This is a genomic window from Hydrogenophaga sp. OTU3427 (assembly GCF_038440225.1).
Lineage (GTDB): Bacteria > Pseudomonadota > Gammaproteobacteria > Burkholderiales > Burkholderiaceae_C > Hydrogenophaga.
Genome location: NZ_JASATI010000007.1, coordinates 53122 through 68529 on the forward strand (window position 1 = coordinate 53122; position 15408 = coordinate 68529).

The window sequence follows — 15408 nt, forward strand, 5'->3', positions numbered from 1 at the left end:
GGGTGAAAAGGTTACAGGGCGGCTCAAAAAAAATTGTGGGAAGCATTGTGCTCCCGCGCTGTAACCGATGGACGCGCCGCGGCGAACTCACCACCGAACCCCACGGTTCATCACCTCAACCCCGATCCCACTGGAGCCACCATGAACACCCGTCCCCTCGGCCTGACCCTGATCACCCTCGCCGCCCTGTCCGCCGGTGCCGCCATCGCCCAATCCAGCATGCCCGACACCAAGGCCACCGCCAAGGAGCGCTGCTACGGCGTTTCGCTGGCCGGCAAGAACGACTGCGCCGCCGGCCCGGGCACCACCTGTGCCGGCACGTCCAAGGTGGACCACCAGGGCAACGCCTGGAAGTACGTGCCCGCCGGCACCTGCACCAGCATGAAGACGCCCACCGGCATGGGCTCGCTGATGCCCATCAAGTCCTGACCCCCATGCTGACCGCTGGCCTGGGCCTCAAGCCCGCCCACTGCGACGAGGCCCTGGCCCACCGTTCGCCCGGCCTGTGGTTCGAGGTCCATCCCGAGAACCACCTGGTCGACGGCGGTCCGCGCCTGGACTGGCTGTTGGCCATCGGCGAGCGGCACCCGCTCTCCCTGCACGGGGTGTCGCTGTCGCTGGCCGGGCTGGACCGGCCCGACCGCGCGCACCTGCGGCGCCTGCGCGGGCTGGTCGACCGGCTGCGCCCTGCCCTGGTGTCCGAACACCTGGCCTGGTGCGCGCTGGGTGGGCAGGTGCTGCCCGACCTGCTGCCCTTCGTGCGCGACGACGCCGCCCTGGCCCGCTGCGCCGCCCACGTCACGGAGGTGCAGCAGGCCCTCGGCCAACGCATCGCCATCGAGAACCCATCGCACTACATCGCCCTGCCCGGCCACACCTGGAGCGAACCCGACTTCTTGAACGAACTGGTGCGGCGCACCGGCTGCGGCCTGCTGCTGGACGTGAACAACGTCTTCGTCTCGGCCCACAACATGGGCTTTGACGCCCCCCCCATGCTGCGCGCCTACGATGCTGAAGCGGTGATGGAAATCCACCTCGCCGGCCACCACCGCGACCCGCTGCTGGGCGAGGCGCTGCTGATCGACTCGCACGACACGCCGGTGTCGGACGCGGTGTGGCGGCTGTACGCCGACCTGATCGCCGACATCGGCCCGCGCCCGACCTTGATCGAACGCGACGACCAGCTGCCCGGCTTCGCCACCCTGATGGCCGAGCGCGACCGCGCGCACCACCTGCTGACACGGGACGAGGTGCCCGCATGAACAGCGACGCCAACCTGGCCCTGATGCCGGCCTTCTGGCGGGCGCTGCTCGCCGCGCCCGATGAGGCGATGGGTGGTCCCATCGCCGCGATCGCGGCACAGCCGGGATTTGTGGTCTACCGCAACACCTGCCTCAAGGGCTGCGTCGATGCGCTGGCGGCGCAGTTCCCCAGCGTGCTGCGGCTGGTGGGGGAGGACTGGTTCCGCGCCGCGGCCGCCGAACACGTGCGCGCCCAGCCGCCCCACGACGGCCGCCTGCTGCGCTATGGCGAAGCCTTTGCCCACTTCCTGCGGGACTTCGCGCCCGCCGCCGATCTGCCCTACCTGGCCGGCGTGGCGCGGCTGGACTGGTGGTGGACCGAGGCCCACACCGCCGCCGATGCCGCGCCGCTGGCGCCTCAGACCCTGGCCGCGCTGGACGCCCAGGCCCTGCACACCCACGGCCTGCGGCCCCACCCCGCCGCGCGCTGGACCTGGAGCGACACGCTGCCCATCCACAGCCTGTGGCGGGCCGCGCGCGAGCAACACAACGACCCCAACCCACCGGCCTGGGTCGGCGAGGGCACGCTGCTCACCCGGCCACACGACCAGGTGTTGTGCGCGCCCCTGTCCGCGGGCGGCATCGCCCTGCTCGACGCCTGCGCCCATGGCCTGCCGGTGGCGCAGGCCATCGAACACGCGCTCGCGCGCGAGCCGGCGCTGGACCTCGGCGCCACCCTGGGCCTGCTGCTGACCCAGGGCGCCTTCACCGCCACCGTTTCCATCCACCGCCACGAGGAGCCGACATGAACCCGCTCACCACCCCCGTCACCCACCACCTGGGCACCCATGTCGGCTGGCGCGAACGCCTGCTCGGCGCCACGGCACGCCTGGTGCCAGACGACCTGATCGCCCTGGCCAGCCGCTTCGGCGTCGGCAGCATCTTTTTCCTGTCGGGGCGCACCAAGGTGGACGGTCTGCTGAGCCTGAACGAAACCGCCCTGCTGCTGTTCGAGCAGGACTACGCCCTGCCCCTGATCCCGCCGCTGTGGGCCGCCCACCTGGCCACCTACGCCGAACACCTGCTGCCCCTGCTGCTGTTCATCGGCCTGGGCACCCGATTCGCCGCCCTGGGCCTGCTGGGCATGACGCTCACCATCCAGCTGTTCGTCTACCCCAGCGCCTGGCCCACCCATCTGAGCTGGGCCGCGCCGCTGCTCTACCTGCTGGCGCACGGCGGCGGGCGGTGGTCGGCGGACCACGTGCTGTTCAGGCGCTGAGGCGGCTCAGCACCGGCGCCAGCGCCCGGCCGGTGTGGGTGCCCAGGCGCACCACGTCCTCCGGCGTGGCGGCGGCCACGATGCGGCCGCCGGCCGCGCCGCCCTCGGGCCCCAGGTCCAGCACCCAGTCGGCTTCGGCGATCACGTCGAGGTCGTGTTCGATCACCACCACGCTGTGGCCGCCGTTGACCAGGCGGTGCAGCACGTGGATGAGTTTCTCCACGTCGGCCATGTGCAGGCCCACCGTGGGTTCGTCCAGCACATACAGCGTGTGCGGCGCCTTCTGGCCCCGCCGCCCGACCTCGTCGCGCACCTTGCTGAGTTCGGTCACGAGCTTGATGCGCTGCGCCTCGCCACCGCTGAGCGTGGGACTGGGCTGACCCAGGGTGAGGTAGCCCAGGCCCACGTCCTTGAGCAGCTGCAGCGGGTGGGCGATGGCGGGCATGGCAGCGAAGAAGTCCACCGCTTCGTCCACCTCCATCTGCAACACGTCGCCCACACTCTTGCCGCGCCAGGTCACGGCCAGGGTCTCGGGGTTGAAGCGGGCGCCGTGGCAGCCTTCGCAGGGCACCTTCACATCGGGGAGGAAACTCATCTCGATGGTGCGCACGCCTTGCCCTTCGCACACCGGGCATCGGCCTTCACCGGTGTTGAAACTGAAGCGCCCCGGCCCATAGCCGCGCGCCTTGGCCTCCAGCGTCTCGGCGAAGAGCTTGCGCACCGTGTCCCAGAAGCCGATGTAGGTGGCCGGGCAGCTGCGTGGCGTCTTTCCGATGGGCGTCTGGTCGACCTCCAGCACGCGGTCGACAAAACCCCAGCCTTCGACCGCGGCACAGCCGCTCCAGGGCTGGCCCTTGCCCGCGGCCAGCGCCTCGCGGCCGGCCTTGGTGGACGCCTGCTGCACCGCCGCCTGCACATTGGCCAGCAGCACATCGCGCGCCAGGGTGGACTTGCCCGATCCGCTGACGCCGGTGACGGCCACCAGGCGCTTGAGCGGCACCGCCGCATCCACCTGCTGCAGGTTGTGCAGCCGGGCGCCCTGCACGGTGATCCACGGGCCCTGATCGGGCAGCACCTCGCGCCGGGGGTGCAGCGGGTGGCGGATGGCCTGCAGCAGGTAGCGGCCGGTCACCGAATCGGGTGCGTCCGACAGGTCCTGGGCCGTGCCCTGTGCCACCACGCGCCCGCCGCGTTTGCCGGCGCTGGGGCCGATGTCGATGATGTGGTCGGCGCGGCGTATGGTGTCCTCGTCGTGCTCCACCACCACCAGGGTGTTGCCCTTGTCGCCCAGCTTGTGCAGGGCGTTGAGCAGGATCTGGTTGTCGCGCGCGTGCAGGCCGATGGTGGGCTCGTCGAGCACGTAGCACACGCCCTGCAGGTTGCTGCCCAGCTGGGCGGCCAGGCGGATGCGCTGCGCCTCACCGCCACTGAGCGTGGGCGCACCGCGGTCCAGCGTGAGGTAGCCCAGGCCCACCTCCTCCAGAAACTCCAGCCGGCTCTTGATCTCGGGCACCAGGTCGCGGGCGATGTCGATCTCGCGCTGGCTCATGGCGCCTTCGAGCGACAGGCTCTCCACCCAGCGCCGCACGTCGACCACGGCCAGGCGCGCGATGTCGGTGATGCCCACCCCGGCGAAGCGCACCGCGCGGGCGATGGCATTCAGGCGCGTGCCCTCGCAGGTCGGGCAGGCGACATCGGCCACGTCCTCCAGCTCGGGCTCGGCAAAGGTCTGCTCGCGGCCCTTCTCCTTGTCGTCGCGCACCGAGTCGTCCATGGCCTTGCGCTGGTCACGCGTGAGCTTGACGCCCGTGCCCACGCAGTCGGGGCACCAGCCGTGTTTGCTGTTGTACGAGAACAGGCGCGGGTCCAGCTCGGCGTAGGAGGTGGCGCACACCGGGCAGGCGCGCAGGGTCGAGAAGCTGTGCACATGGCCGATGGCGGCCGTCGAGCGGCCTTCGCGCATGGCCTCGGCCAGGGAGGTGATGCCGCTGAGCACGGTCAGCACGCCCTTGCCGTGTTCCAGCGCCAGCGCCAGCTTGTCGCGCAGCAGGCCTTCGTTCTCGGGCGACACGTCCAGGCTGGCCACCGGCAGCTCGATGCTGTGTTCCTTGAAGCGGTCGATGCGCGGGAAACCGGTGGTGGGCAGGAACTCGCCGTCGACCCGCAGGTGGGTGTAGCCGCGCGGGCGCGCCCAGTCGGCCAGTTCGGTGTAGACGCCCTTGCGGTTGACCACCAGCGGCGCCAGCAGGCCGATGTGCTGGCCCCGGAAGGCGGTCATCAGCGACGCGGCGATGCGCTCGGCGGTCTGTGGCTGCACGGCCGCACCGTCGCGCACGCAATGCTGCACGCCCAGCTTCACGTACAGCAGGCGCAGGAAGTGCCAGACCTCGGTGGTGGTGCCCACCGTGCTCTTGCGCCCGCCGCGGCTCAGCCGCTGCTCGATGGCCACAGTGGGCGGGATGCCGTAGACGGCGTCGACCTCGGGCCGGCCGGCCGGCTGCACGATGCTGCGGGCGTAGGCGTTGAGGCTTTCCAGGTAGCGGCGCTGGCCTTCGTTGAACAGGATGTCGAAGGCCAGGGTGGACTTGCCCGAGCCGCTGACACCGGTGATGACGTTGAACTGCCCGCGCGGGATGTCCACGCTCAGGCCCTTGAGGTTATGTTCGCGCGCGTTGACGATCTGGATCGCGTTGGCGCCCTGGGCCGGCGCGGCCCGGGGGGGCCGCCGCCAGGCCGCCGCAGGCTCGCCGGCCAGCGCGGCGCCCACGCCCATGGCCAGCTCGTACTCGCGCAGCGCCTGGGCGGTGTGCGAGCTGGCGTGCAGGCGCACGTCCTCGGGCGTGCCCTCGGCCACCACCAGGCCACCGCCGTCACCGCCTTCGGGGCCGAGGTCGATCAGCCAGTCGGCGGCGCGCATCACGTCCAGGTTGTGCTCGATCACCACCAGGGAATGCCCGGCGTCGAGCAGCTTGCGCAGCGCGCGCATGAGCTTGGCGATGTCGTCGAAGTGCAGGCCGGTGGTGGGTTCGTCGAACAGGAACAGCGTGCCCTTGCGCGCCAGCGGCTGACGGCTTTTGCTGGCGGTGCTGGCCGCCTCGGCCAGGAAACCCGCGAGCTTGAGGCGTTGCGCCTCGCCGCCCGACAGCGTGGGCACGGGCTGGCCCAGGCGCACGTACTCCAGGCCCACGTCGACGATGGGCTGCAGCGCGCGGATCACCTCGCGGTCGGCGCTGAACAGGGCGGCCGCCTCGCTCACCGTGAGGTCCAGCACATCGGCCACGTTGAGCCAACGTCCGCCGCGTTCGATGTGGATCTCCAGGATCTCGGGCCGGTAGCGTTTGCCGTCGCAATCCGGGCAGCGCAGGTAGACGTCGCTGAGGAACTGCATCTCCACGTGCTCGAAGCCCGAGCCGCCGCAGGTGGGGCAGCGGCCGTCGCCGCTGTTGAAGCTGAACTTGGACGCGGTGTAGCCACGCTGGCGTGAGAGGGGCGCATCGGCGAACAGGTTGCGGACGGCGTCCCAGGCGCCCACATAACTGGCCGGGTTGGAACGCGCCGTCTTGCCGATGGGCGACTGGTCGACAAAGACCACGTCGGACAGAAAATCGGCGCCCAGCAGGCGGTCGTGGGCGCCGGGCGATTCGGTGGCGCGGCCAAAGTGGCGCATCAGCGCCGGCGCCAGCACGTCCTGCACCAGCGAGGACTTGCCCGAGCCACTGACCCCGGTCACCACCACCAGGCGCTGCAGCGGGATGTCGACCGTGACGTCACGCAGGTTGTGTTCGCGCGCGCCCTCCAGGATCAGGCGCGGCGTGTTGTCGGTCACCATGCGCTTGAAGCCCATGCCGATCTGCTTGCGTCCGCCCAGGTAGACGCCGGTGGCGGTGTCGACGCGGCGCAGCGCCTCGGGCGTGCCGTCGAACACGATCTGGCCGCCGCGCTCGCCCGGGCCGGGGCCCATGTCGATGATGCGGTCGGCGGCCAGCATCACGGCCGGGTCGTGCTCCACCACCACCAGGGTGTTGCCGGCATCGCGCAGGCGCAGCATGGCCTCGTTGATGCGCGCCATGTCGCGCGGGTGCAAGCCGATGCTGGGCTCGTCCAACACGAACAGGGTGTTGACCAGGGAGGTGCCCAGGGCCGTGGTGAGGTTGATGCGCTGCACCTCGCCGCCGCTGAGCGTGCGGCTCTGGCGGTCCAGCGTGAGGTAGCCGATGCCCACGTCCACCAGGTACTTGAGGCGGGTGGTGATCTCCTCGAACAGCAGCTTGAGCGCCTGCGCGTCGCCGCCGCTGGCGTGGGCCGCGATCTCGGCCGCAATCAGGTCGAAGAAGCGCCGCATGCGGACGATGGGCAGCAGCATGAGGTCGTGCAGGCACAGCCCGGGCAAAGCCTCCAGCTGCGCGCGCGACCAGGTGACGCCCTGGGGCAGGAAGCGCTTCTCCGGCGGCAGCACCGCGTCGGCCGCGGCCTGCGAGCCGATGCGCCACAGCAGGCTCTCGGTCTTGAGCCGCGCGCCGCCACAGGTGCCACAGGGCGTGTAGCTGCGGTACTTGGACAGCAGCACGCGGATGTGCATCTTGTAGGACTTGCTCTCCAGGTAGGCGAAGAAGCGCTTGATGCCGTACCAGCGCTTGTTCCACTGCCCTTCCTTGAAGTCGGGCACGCCGTCGATGACCCAGTGCCGCTGCTCGGGCGTGAGCTTGTTCCAGGCGGTGTCGCGCGGGATGCCGGCGGCCTCGGCGTGGCGCATCAGGTCGTCCTGGCACTCCTTCCACGCGGGTGTCTGTATGGGCTTGATGGCGCCGGCGCGCAGCGTGAGTTTTTCGTCGGGAATCACCAGCCCGTAGTCGACCCCGATCACCCGGCCAAAACCCCGGCAGGCCTCGCACGCGCCCACCGCCGAGTTGAACGAGAACATGGACGGCATGGGGTCGGTGTAGCGGATGTCGCTGTCCGGGCAGTGCAGGCCCGTCGAAAAACGCCACAGATCCGGCTCGCCTTCGTCGTTGAGCTTGTAGACGTTCAGGCGCCCGCTGCCGCGCTTCAAGCCCACTTCAATCGCCTCGATGACCCGCGCTTTTTCTGCGTTGGCCAAACGAAAACGGTCCGCCACCACATCCAGCAGCTTGCGCGGCCCGGTGACGGTGGCCACCTCGCGCTCCGCCTGCACCTTGGTGAAGCCGCTGGCCAGCAGCCATTGCTCCACCTCTTCGGCGCTGGTGCCGGCCGGCAGCTCGACCGGGAAGGTGACCACCAGGCGCGGATCGCCGGCCTCGGCGGCGCGGCGGAGCAGCTCGGCGTAGATGGTTTCGGTGGAGTCGTGCCGCACCGCGTGGGCGGTCTGGCGGTCGAACAGGTTGCCGGCGCGGGCAAACAGCAGCTTGAGGTGGTCGTTCAGCTCCGTCATGGTGCCGACCGTGGAGCGCGAACTGCGCACCGGGTTGGTCTGGTCGATGGCGATGGCCGGCGGCACGCCTTCGACCTTGTCCACCGCCGGCTTGTCCATGCGGTCCAGGAACTGCCGCGCGTAGGCGCTGAAGGTCTCGACGTAGCGACGCTGGCCTTCGGCGTAGAGGGTGTCGAACACCAGGCTGGACTTGCCCGAGCCGCTGGGGCCGGTCACCACCGTCAGTTCGCCGGTGCGGAAGTCCACGTCCAGGTTCTTGAGGTTGTGCTGGCGGGCGCCGTGGATGCGGATCAGGCCGCTGTGGTGTTCGGGTGATGACATGGGTTCGCCTGGTGGGAGGCAAACATTCTATGTAGCCCCGGGCCACGCGGCGCGGCGAAGGGCTTTGCGCGGTCCGATCCGGCCGCACCACCCCCGTCCCCCCGCGAACGGGGGCGGGTCCGGGCGGGTCAGCCCTTGACGATCAGCACCGGCACCTTGGCATGGGTCAGCACCTTTTGCGCCACGCTGCCCAGGATCAGCGCTTCCACGCCCTGGCGGCCGTGCGAGCCCATGACGATCAGGTCGCAAGCTTCGATCCGGGCGGTTTCGGTGATGCCCTCGTAGACCACCGAACGCTCGATGGTGTCGCCGGCATAGGACACGCCACGCTGCTTGCAGCTGTCGGCCAGCATCTCCAGCGAGCGGTTGGCCGCCAGCTTGGCTTCGCTCAGGTAGGCCTGCAGGCCCACCGCCGAGGCGTCGCCGATGCCGATGTAGGGGAAAGGATCGATCACGTAGACGCCAATGATCTGCGCGCCGTGGACCTTGGCCAGGTCGGCCGCGAAGTCAGCGGCCTTGTGGGCCAGGTCGGAACCGTCGGAAGGCACGAGGATTTTCTTGAACATGGGGTTCTCCTTTTCCAAGGCGGCCAGTATCGGTCAAACGCGGCCGCATGCGCTTGCGCCAGATCAAGTGTCCAGCACCTCCCCGGCCTCCACCGCGACCGCGCAGTACTTGACCTCGGCGATCTTGGCCACCGGATCCAGCGCCGGGTTGGTCAGCAGGTTGGCCGCTGCCTCCGCGTAGGCGAAAGGAATGAAGGCGGTGTCCGCCGGCATGCCCTCGTCCAGGCGCACGGCCAGGGAGACGGCGCCCCGGCGCGAACGCACGCGTGCCGTGCCGCCGCCGGCCAGGCCCAGGCGTTGTGCCGTGGCCGGATGCAGGCTGACGCTGGGCACCGGCTCCAGCGCGTCGAGTACGCTGGCGCGGCGCGTCATGCTGCCGGTGTGCCAGTGTTCCAGCTGGCGGCCGGTGATCAGCACCAGCGGGTAGTCGGCATCGGTCACCTCGGCGGGTGGCAGCGGCGTGGCCGGCACCAGCCGGGCACGGCCCGTGGCGGTGGGGAAATGATCGGTGAACACCACAGCCTGCCCGGGGTCGCCCAGGTCGTGCACCGGGTAGACCACGGCCTGCTCGCGCCACAGGCGCGGCCAGGACAGGCCGGCGATGCTGGGCATGAGGGAACGCATCTCCTCGAACACCGCGCCGACGCCATGGGCCGGGTCGTCGCTGGCCGTGCCGTCGGCAGCGATGCCATAGCGCCAGTCCAGGCCCAGGCGGCACGCGATCTGCTCGGTGATCCAGGCGTCGGCGCGGGCCTCGCCGGGGGCGTTCAGCGCCCGGTGGCCGATCTGCACGCAGCGGTCGGTGTTGGTCACGCTGCCGGTCTTCTCGGGCCACGCGGTGGCGGGCAGGACCACATCGGCCAGCGCGGCGGTTTCGGTCAGGAAGATGTCCTGCACCACCAGGTGGTCCAGCCGCGCCAGGGCCTCGCGCGCATGGGTGGCGTCGGGGTCGCTCATGGCCGGGTTCTCGCCCTGGATCAGCATGGCGCGGATCTGCCGGTCGTACGCGGCGTTGATGATCTCCACCACGGTGAGGCCCGGCTGCGCGCCCAGCGTGCCGGGGGCCAGGCGCCAGACCTCTTCGGCATGGGCGCGCGCGGCGGCGTCGCTCACCGGCCGGTAGTCGGGGAAGACCATGGGAATCAGGCCGGCGTCGCTCGCACCCTGCACGTTGTTCTGCCCGCGCAAGGGGTGCAGGCCGGTGCCCGGGCGGCCGATCTGGCCGGTGATCAGGGACAGGGCGATCAGGCAGCGCGCGTTGTCGGTGCCGTGGCTGTGCTGGCTCACGCCCATGCCCCACAGGATGATGCTGGCCTTGGACGTGGCGAAGGCGCGCGCCACCTCGCGGATGGTATCGGCGTCAATGCCGCACACGGGCGCCACCACCTCGGGCGCGAAGTCGGCCACGTGGGCCTTGAGCTGGGCGAAGTCCAACGTGCGCTCGCGCACAAAGGCCTCGTCGGTCAGGCCCTCTTGCGTGATGACATGCAGCAGGCCGTTGAGCAGGGCCACGTCGGTGCCCGGGGTGAACCCGAGGAACTTCCAGGCGTGGCGCGCCAGCTCGGTGCGGCGCGGGTCGGCCAGCACCAGCCGGGCGCCGCGCTTGACGGCGTTTTTCATCCAGCTCGCGCCCACCGGGTGGTTCTGGGCCGGGTTGGCGCCGATGACGAAGATCAGCTCGGCGTGTTCGACGTCGCGCAACGGGTTGCTGACCACGCCCGAGCCCACGCCTTCCATCAGCGCGGCCACGCTGGAGGCGTGGCACAGGCGGGTGCAATGGTCCACGTTGTGGGTGGCAAACGCCGTGCGGATCAGCTTCTGGAACAGGTAGGCCTCTTCGTTCGTGCCCTTGGCCGAACCGAAGCCCGACACCGGGCTCAGGCGCCCGCGCTCGGGTGTGCTGGCCAGCGCGCGCTTGAAGCCAGCGGCGGCGGCGTCCAGCGCCTCGTCCCAGCTGGCCTCGCGGAACAGCGCGCGCACTTCCTCGGGCGTGCGCCGGCGCAGGCTGTGCGCCGGGTCCTTGGGCACGCCTTCGCGGCGGATCAGCGGGCGCGTCAGGCGGTCCGGGTTGTGCACGTAATCAAAGCCAAAGCGGCCCTTCACACACAGCCGGCCCTCGTTGGCCGGGCCCTGTTTGCCTTCCACGTGGTCGATGCGGCCGTCCTTGACGTGGTAGGTCAGCTGGCAGCCGACGCCGCAGTAGGGGCAGACCGAGTCGACGGTCTTGTCCGCCACGCGGGCGTAGCTGCCGTTGGCGGGCGCGATGGCGCCGGTGGGGCAGGCCTGCACACACTCGCCACAGGCCACGCAGGTGCTGTCGCCCATGGCGTCGCCCTGGTCCAGCACGATCTGCGCGTGGCCACCGCGGAAGGCCAGGCCGAGCACGTCGTTGCCCTGGATGTCGCGGCAGGCGCGGATGCAGCGGGTGCACTGGATGCAGGCGCCGAGGTTGAGCTGCATGGCCGGGTGGCTGAGGTCCGGGGCCGGCGGCGCGCGGCGCTGGAAACGCTGCGGCGCGGCGCCCACGGCCTGGCCCCAGCGGGCGAGTTCGCTGTCCTGCTTGAGGTCGGTGGTGTGGTCGCCGGCATCGGCCAGCAGCAGCTCCAGCACGGTCTTCTGGGCCGCCGTGGCGCGCGTGCTGTTGCTGTGCACCACCATGCCGGCTTGCGGCGCGCGGCAGCACGAGGCCGCCAGCACACGCTCTCCCTCGACCTCCACCACACAGGCGCGGCAGTTGCCGGCGCTGGGCAGTCCGGGCTTGTGGCACAGGTGGGGGATGTCCACGCCCACGCGGTGGGCCACCTGCCAGATCGATTCGCCAGGCAGGGCCTGGACCGGCTGGCCGTTGAGGCTGAAGTCGGTCAGGGGCAGTTCGTTGGACTTCATGGCTTCACCTCGTCGGGGAAAAAGCGCAGCACCGAATCGAAGGGATTGGGCGCTGCCTGGCCCAGGCCACAGATGGACGCGTCGCGCATGACCTGCGACAGCTGGGCCAGGCGTTCGCCGTCCCACACCTTGTCCGCCATCAGATGGGCCGCCTGCACCGTGCCGGCGCGGCAGGGCGTGCATTGGCCGCAGGACTCGTGTTCAAAGAAGCGCATCAGGCTCAGGGCCGCGTCGCGCACGCTGTCGTGCTGGCTCAGCACCACCACCGCCATGGAGCCGACGAAGGCGCCGTGTTCGGCCAGGGTGTCGAAGTCCAGCGGCACGTCGGCCAGCGCGGCCGGCAGGATGCCGCCCGAAGCGCCCCCGGGCAGGTAGGCGTGGAGCCGGTGCCCCTCGGGCAGGCCACCCGCGTGCTCGGCGATCAGCTCGTTGAGCGTGATGCCGGCCGGCGCCAGGTACACACCCGGCTTGTTGACCCGCCCCGAGACGCTGAAGCGCCGCAGGCCGCTGCGGCCGTGCCGCCCCTGCCCCGCCAGCCAGGCGCCGCCCCGGGCCAGTATCTCGGGCAGCCACCACAGGGTTTCCAGGTTGTGCGCCAGCGTGGGCCGGCCGAAGACGCCATTCACCGCCACGATGGGGGGTTTCAGGCGCGGCATGCCCCGCTTGCCTTCCACCGATTCGATCAGGGCCGACTCCTCGCCACACACGTAGGCACCGGCGCCCCGCCGCAGCGCGATGCGCGGGAAACGCACCTCGGGGTAGCGCGGCGTCCAGGCCGCGATCCGCTGCTGCAGATCGGCGATGGCGGCGCTCAGGATGGCACGGCCGTCGTGGTACTCGTCGCGCAGGTAGAGCCACACGTCCCCGGCACCCACGGTCAGCGCTGCGATCAGCATACCTTCGAGCACCTGGCGCGGCGAGGTGGTGAGCACCTGCCAGTCCTTGAAGGTGCCGACCTCGCCCTCGTCGATGTTGACCACCATGGCCTTCTGGCCCGGCTGGGCGCGCACCGTCTCCCACTTGCGCCAGGACGGAAAACCGGCGCCGCCCAGGCCGCGCAGGCCCGAGGCCTTGAGTTCGGCCAGCACCTGGTCGGGTGTCACGGCGCCGTCGAGCAGGCGCAACAGCTGGGCATAGTCGCTGTCGCCCGGCGGCACGGGCAGCACGCGCGGGCCGGTGTCGCCGCGCTCGACCAGCGCGGCCACCGCCTCGGCGCTGGCATGCGGCAACTGGTGCTGGCCCACGCAGGCGGCGGGTGCCTGGTGGCACTGACCGATACACGGCGCGGCCAGCACCTGCACCGACGTGTCGCCCGCGAGCCGCGCGCGCACATCGGCCAGCAGCGCGTGGGCGCCGGCCATCTCGCACGACAGGCTGGTGCACACCCGCACCGTAGTGCGCGCCACCGGCGCGTCGTCGTCGACGATCTGGAAGTGGTGGTAGAAGCTGGCCACCTCGAACACCTCCACCTGGCTCAGGCGCAGGCGTTCGGCCAGCGCGGCCAGCCGGCCCTTGCGCAGCGCGCCCTCGGCGTCGTTGAGGCGGTGCAGGTGTTCGATCAGCAGCTCGGGCCGGGCGTCCAGCCCGTCGCACAGGGCCGCCACGCGCGCCCGGTCGTCGGGGGTCACCTGCCGGCCCTTGGGCGTGCCGCGCAGCTTGCCCTTGCCCGGGAGGTCCATGCGGCGCATGGGCACTGCCTGCACGCCGACCAGGCGCCCGTCGGTTGGGATTGACTCGTTCATGCGGACAGCGTAGCACCACACCCCACTTCAAATATGCATGCCACTGCATAATTAACCATGCTCCGCTTCACCCTCCAACCCCAATGGCGCGTCGAGCGCGAGGCCGGCGAGAACCTGGACGCCACCGCCCTGCTGGCCTTGCTCGGCGCGGTGCAGGACAGCGGCAGCATCGCCCAGGCCGGCCGCGAACTGGGCCTGTCCTACCGCAAGGCCTGGGGACTGGTGGGCGATGCCGAGCGCCTGCTGGGCCAGCCCCTGGTCACCCGCGAGCGTGGCCGAGGCTCGGCCCTGACCGAGGCCGGCCAACGGCTGGTCTGGGCCGACGCCCGCATCGCCGCGCGCTTGCAACCCCTGCTGGCCTCGCTGGGTTCGGAGATGGGCGGCGAACTGGCGGGCGCGCAGCGCCGCCAGCGCCCGGTGTGCCGGCTGCATGCCAGCCACGGTTTTGCGGTGGCGTCCCTGCACGAGTTGCTGAATGCCCGCCGCCTGCCCATCGACCTGCGCTACCGCAACAGCCTGGAAGCCGTGGCCGCGCTGGCGCGGGGAGAATGTGACTTGGCGGGTTTTCATGTGCCCCTGGGCGAACTGCAACACCAAGCCGCGCAGCGTTACCTGTCGTGGCTCAAACCCGACCGGCACCGCCTGGTGCTGCTGGCGGGGCGCACCCAGGGCCTGTTTCTGGCGCCGGGCAACCCGCTGGACGTGCGCGGGCTGGACGATCTCACCCGCCCCGGCGTGCGTTTTGTCAACCGCCCCGAGGGCTCGGGCACCCGCGTTTTGACCGAGTTGCTGCTCAAGCGCCAGAGCATCGCACCGCAGGCCATCACCGGCTACAACACCACCGAAATGACCCACGCCGCCGTGGCCGCCTATGTGGCCAGCGGCATGGCCGATGTGGGCCTGGGGGTGCAGACTGCCGCCCAACGTTTCGGCTTGCATTTCATACCGCTGCTGCGCGAGCGCTACTTTTTTGCGCTGGCCACTGACGCCCAGGCCAGCGGCGAACTGTCGCCGGTGCTGAGTGTGCTCAGGTCGCCCGCTTTTCGCGCCCGCGTGGCCGCGCTGAGTGGCTACGACGCCAGCACCACCGGTGCGACCATGACGCTGGACGAGGCCTTTCCGGACTGAAAGCCCCCACGCTCCGCCGCTGCGCGGGTCGCTGCCCCCCGAGGGGACTGTTTCGCCTTGGGGCGGCCCGGCGGCGAAAAGTGCCGCTGCCACAGCGCGGTCAGCGCACCCGCGCCACCCCGCTCCCCACCTGGGTCGCGGCCTCCCACGCGCCGCTGTCAAACCACGCATCACCCTCCAGGCAGGCGCGCAGCATGGGCAGGGCGTCCTGGCCCCAGAACAGGCGGCCATCGACCTCGAACGTGGGCACGCCAAACACCCCCAGGGCCAGCGCGGCCTCGGTGTTGGCGCGCAGCTGCTGCTTGACCTCGGGGCTGTCGGTCGCGGGCATGGGGTGGCCACATTCGGCCATGTGGTCGGCCAGGCGCTGCGACAACGCCGCCAGCCGCTGTGGGTCGTTGGGATCGCCGCCGCCATGCCACACGTGGTGGAACAGGGCCTCGGTGACGAAGCGGCTGGTGCCGCCCTGCGCGGCCGGATGTTGCGCACAGGCCGCCCCCAGACGCAGCAGCGGCAGCGGGTTGAAGGGGTGGCTGGCCGGCATGTCCAGCCGCACGCTTGCGCGGTGCGCCAGCCAGGCCACCTGGCGGTAGGTCCAGTCGCGCTTCGGCGCGATCTCGGCCGGCCCGAGCTGGCCGTGGTGCGCCAGCAGCCCCGCGAACAGCACCGGCACGTGGCGCACCCGGTGGCCCACGCCCATCATGGCCTGCGGCCAGGCCTCGAAAGCCAGGTGGGCGTAGGGCGAGATCACGTCGTAGAAGAAGGTGATGGTTTTCACGTCGATGGGGCTGGGTGGCGTCGCACGGCTGTCACTTCGTGGGAACATTGCAGGCAC

The 15408-nt window shown here is 70.8% G+C and carries 10 protein-coding genes; 5 read left to right on the forward strand and 5 right to left on the reverse strand.

Annotation, left to right across the window (positions count from 1 at the left end):
• Positions 1–141: 141 nt before the first annotated feature.
• The 4 genes from AAHB17_RS06295 to AAHB17_RS06310 are packed head-to-tail and all read left to right on the forward strand — an operon-like array spanning position 142 to position 2520.
• The gene (locus AAHB17_RS06295; protein WP_342129650.1) at positions 142–429 is read left to right on the forward strand and encodes a BufA1 family periplasmic bufferin-type metallophore; all 288 of its coding nucleotides are present in this window, start codon (positions 142–144) and stop codon (positions 427–429) included.
• Entirely contained in the window at positions 426–1262 is an 837-nt protein-coding gene (gene bufB / locus AAHB17_RS06300; protein ID WP_446719564.1) for an MNIO family bufferin maturase, read from the forward strand. The genes AAHB17_RS06295 and bufB overlap by 4 nt, the downstream gene beginning before the upstream one ends.
• The gene (locus AAHB17_RS06305; protein WP_342129652.1) at positions 1259–2050 is read left to right on the forward strand and encodes an HvfC/BufC N-terminal domain-containing protein; all 792 of its coding nucleotides are present in this window, start codon (positions 1259–1261) and stop codon (positions 2048–2050) included. Before bufB ends, AAHB17_RS06305 begins: the two co-directional genes overlap by 4 nt.
• The gene (locus AAHB17_RS06310; protein ID WP_342129653.1) at positions 2047–2520 is read left to right on the forward strand and encodes a DoxX family protein; all 474 of its coding nucleotides are present in this window, start codon (positions 2047–2049) and stop codon (positions 2518–2520) included. The genes AAHB17_RS06305 and AAHB17_RS06310 overlap by 4 nt, the downstream gene beginning before the upstream one ends.
• Here the strand turns inward: AAHB17_RS06310 and uvrA are convergent.
• The 4 genes from uvrA to AAHB17_RS06330 all read right to left on the reverse strand — a co-directional run bounded on the left by uvrA (position 2510) and on the right by AAHB17_RS06330 (position 13445).
• Entirely contained in the window at positions 2510–8251 is a 5742-nt protein-coding gene (gene uvrA / locus AAHB17_RS06315; RefSeq protein ID WP_342129654.1) for an excinuclease ABC subunit UvrA, read from the reverse strand. The two genes, AAHB17_RS06310 and uvrA, sit on opposite strands and share 11 nt — an antisense overlap.
• A gap of 128 nt (positions 8252–8379) precedes the next feature.
• Positions 8380–8817 carry a universal stress protein gene (locus AAHB17_RS06320; protein ID WP_342129655.1) on the reverse strand — a complete coding sequence of 146 codons (438 nt, stop codon included), beginning with the start codon at positions 8815–8817 and terminating at the stop codon, positions 8380–8382.
• 63 nt (positions 8818–8880) lie between these two features.
• A complete protein-coding gene (gene fdhF, locus AAHB17_RS06325) occupies positions 8881–11703 on the reverse strand; it encodes a formate dehydrogenase subunit alpha (protein ID WP_342129656.1) in 2823 nt (940 codons plus the stop codon).
• Entirely contained in the window at positions 11700–13445 is a 1746-nt protein-coding gene (locus AAHB17_RS06330; RefSeq protein ID WP_342129657.1) for an NADH-ubiquinone oxidoreductase-F iron-sulfur binding region domain-containing protein, read from the reverse strand. Before AAHB17_RS06330 ends, fdhF begins: the two co-directional genes overlap by 4 nt.
• A gap of 57 nt (positions 13446–13502) precedes the next feature.
• On the opposite strand from AAHB17_RS06330, the gene AAHB17_RS06335 reads away from it, so the two are divergent.
• Positions 13503–14573 (forward strand): helix-turn-helix transcriptional regulator, encoded by a 1071-nt coding sequence (locus AAHB17_RS06335; RefSeq protein ID WP_342129658.1) that lies wholly within the window; start codon positions 13503–13505, stop codon positions 14571–14573.
• Positions 14574–14673: 100 nt separating this feature from the next.
• Here the strand turns inward: AAHB17_RS06335 and AAHB17_RS06340 are convergent, their stop codons facing one another.
• Positions 14674–15351 (reverse strand): 2-hydroxychromene-2-carboxylate isomerase, encoded by a 678-nt coding sequence (locus AAHB17_RS06340; RefSeq protein ID WP_342129659.1) that lies wholly within the window; start codon positions 15349–15351, stop codon positions 14674–14676.
• Between the last annotated feature and the right edge of the window lie 57 nt (positions 15352–15408).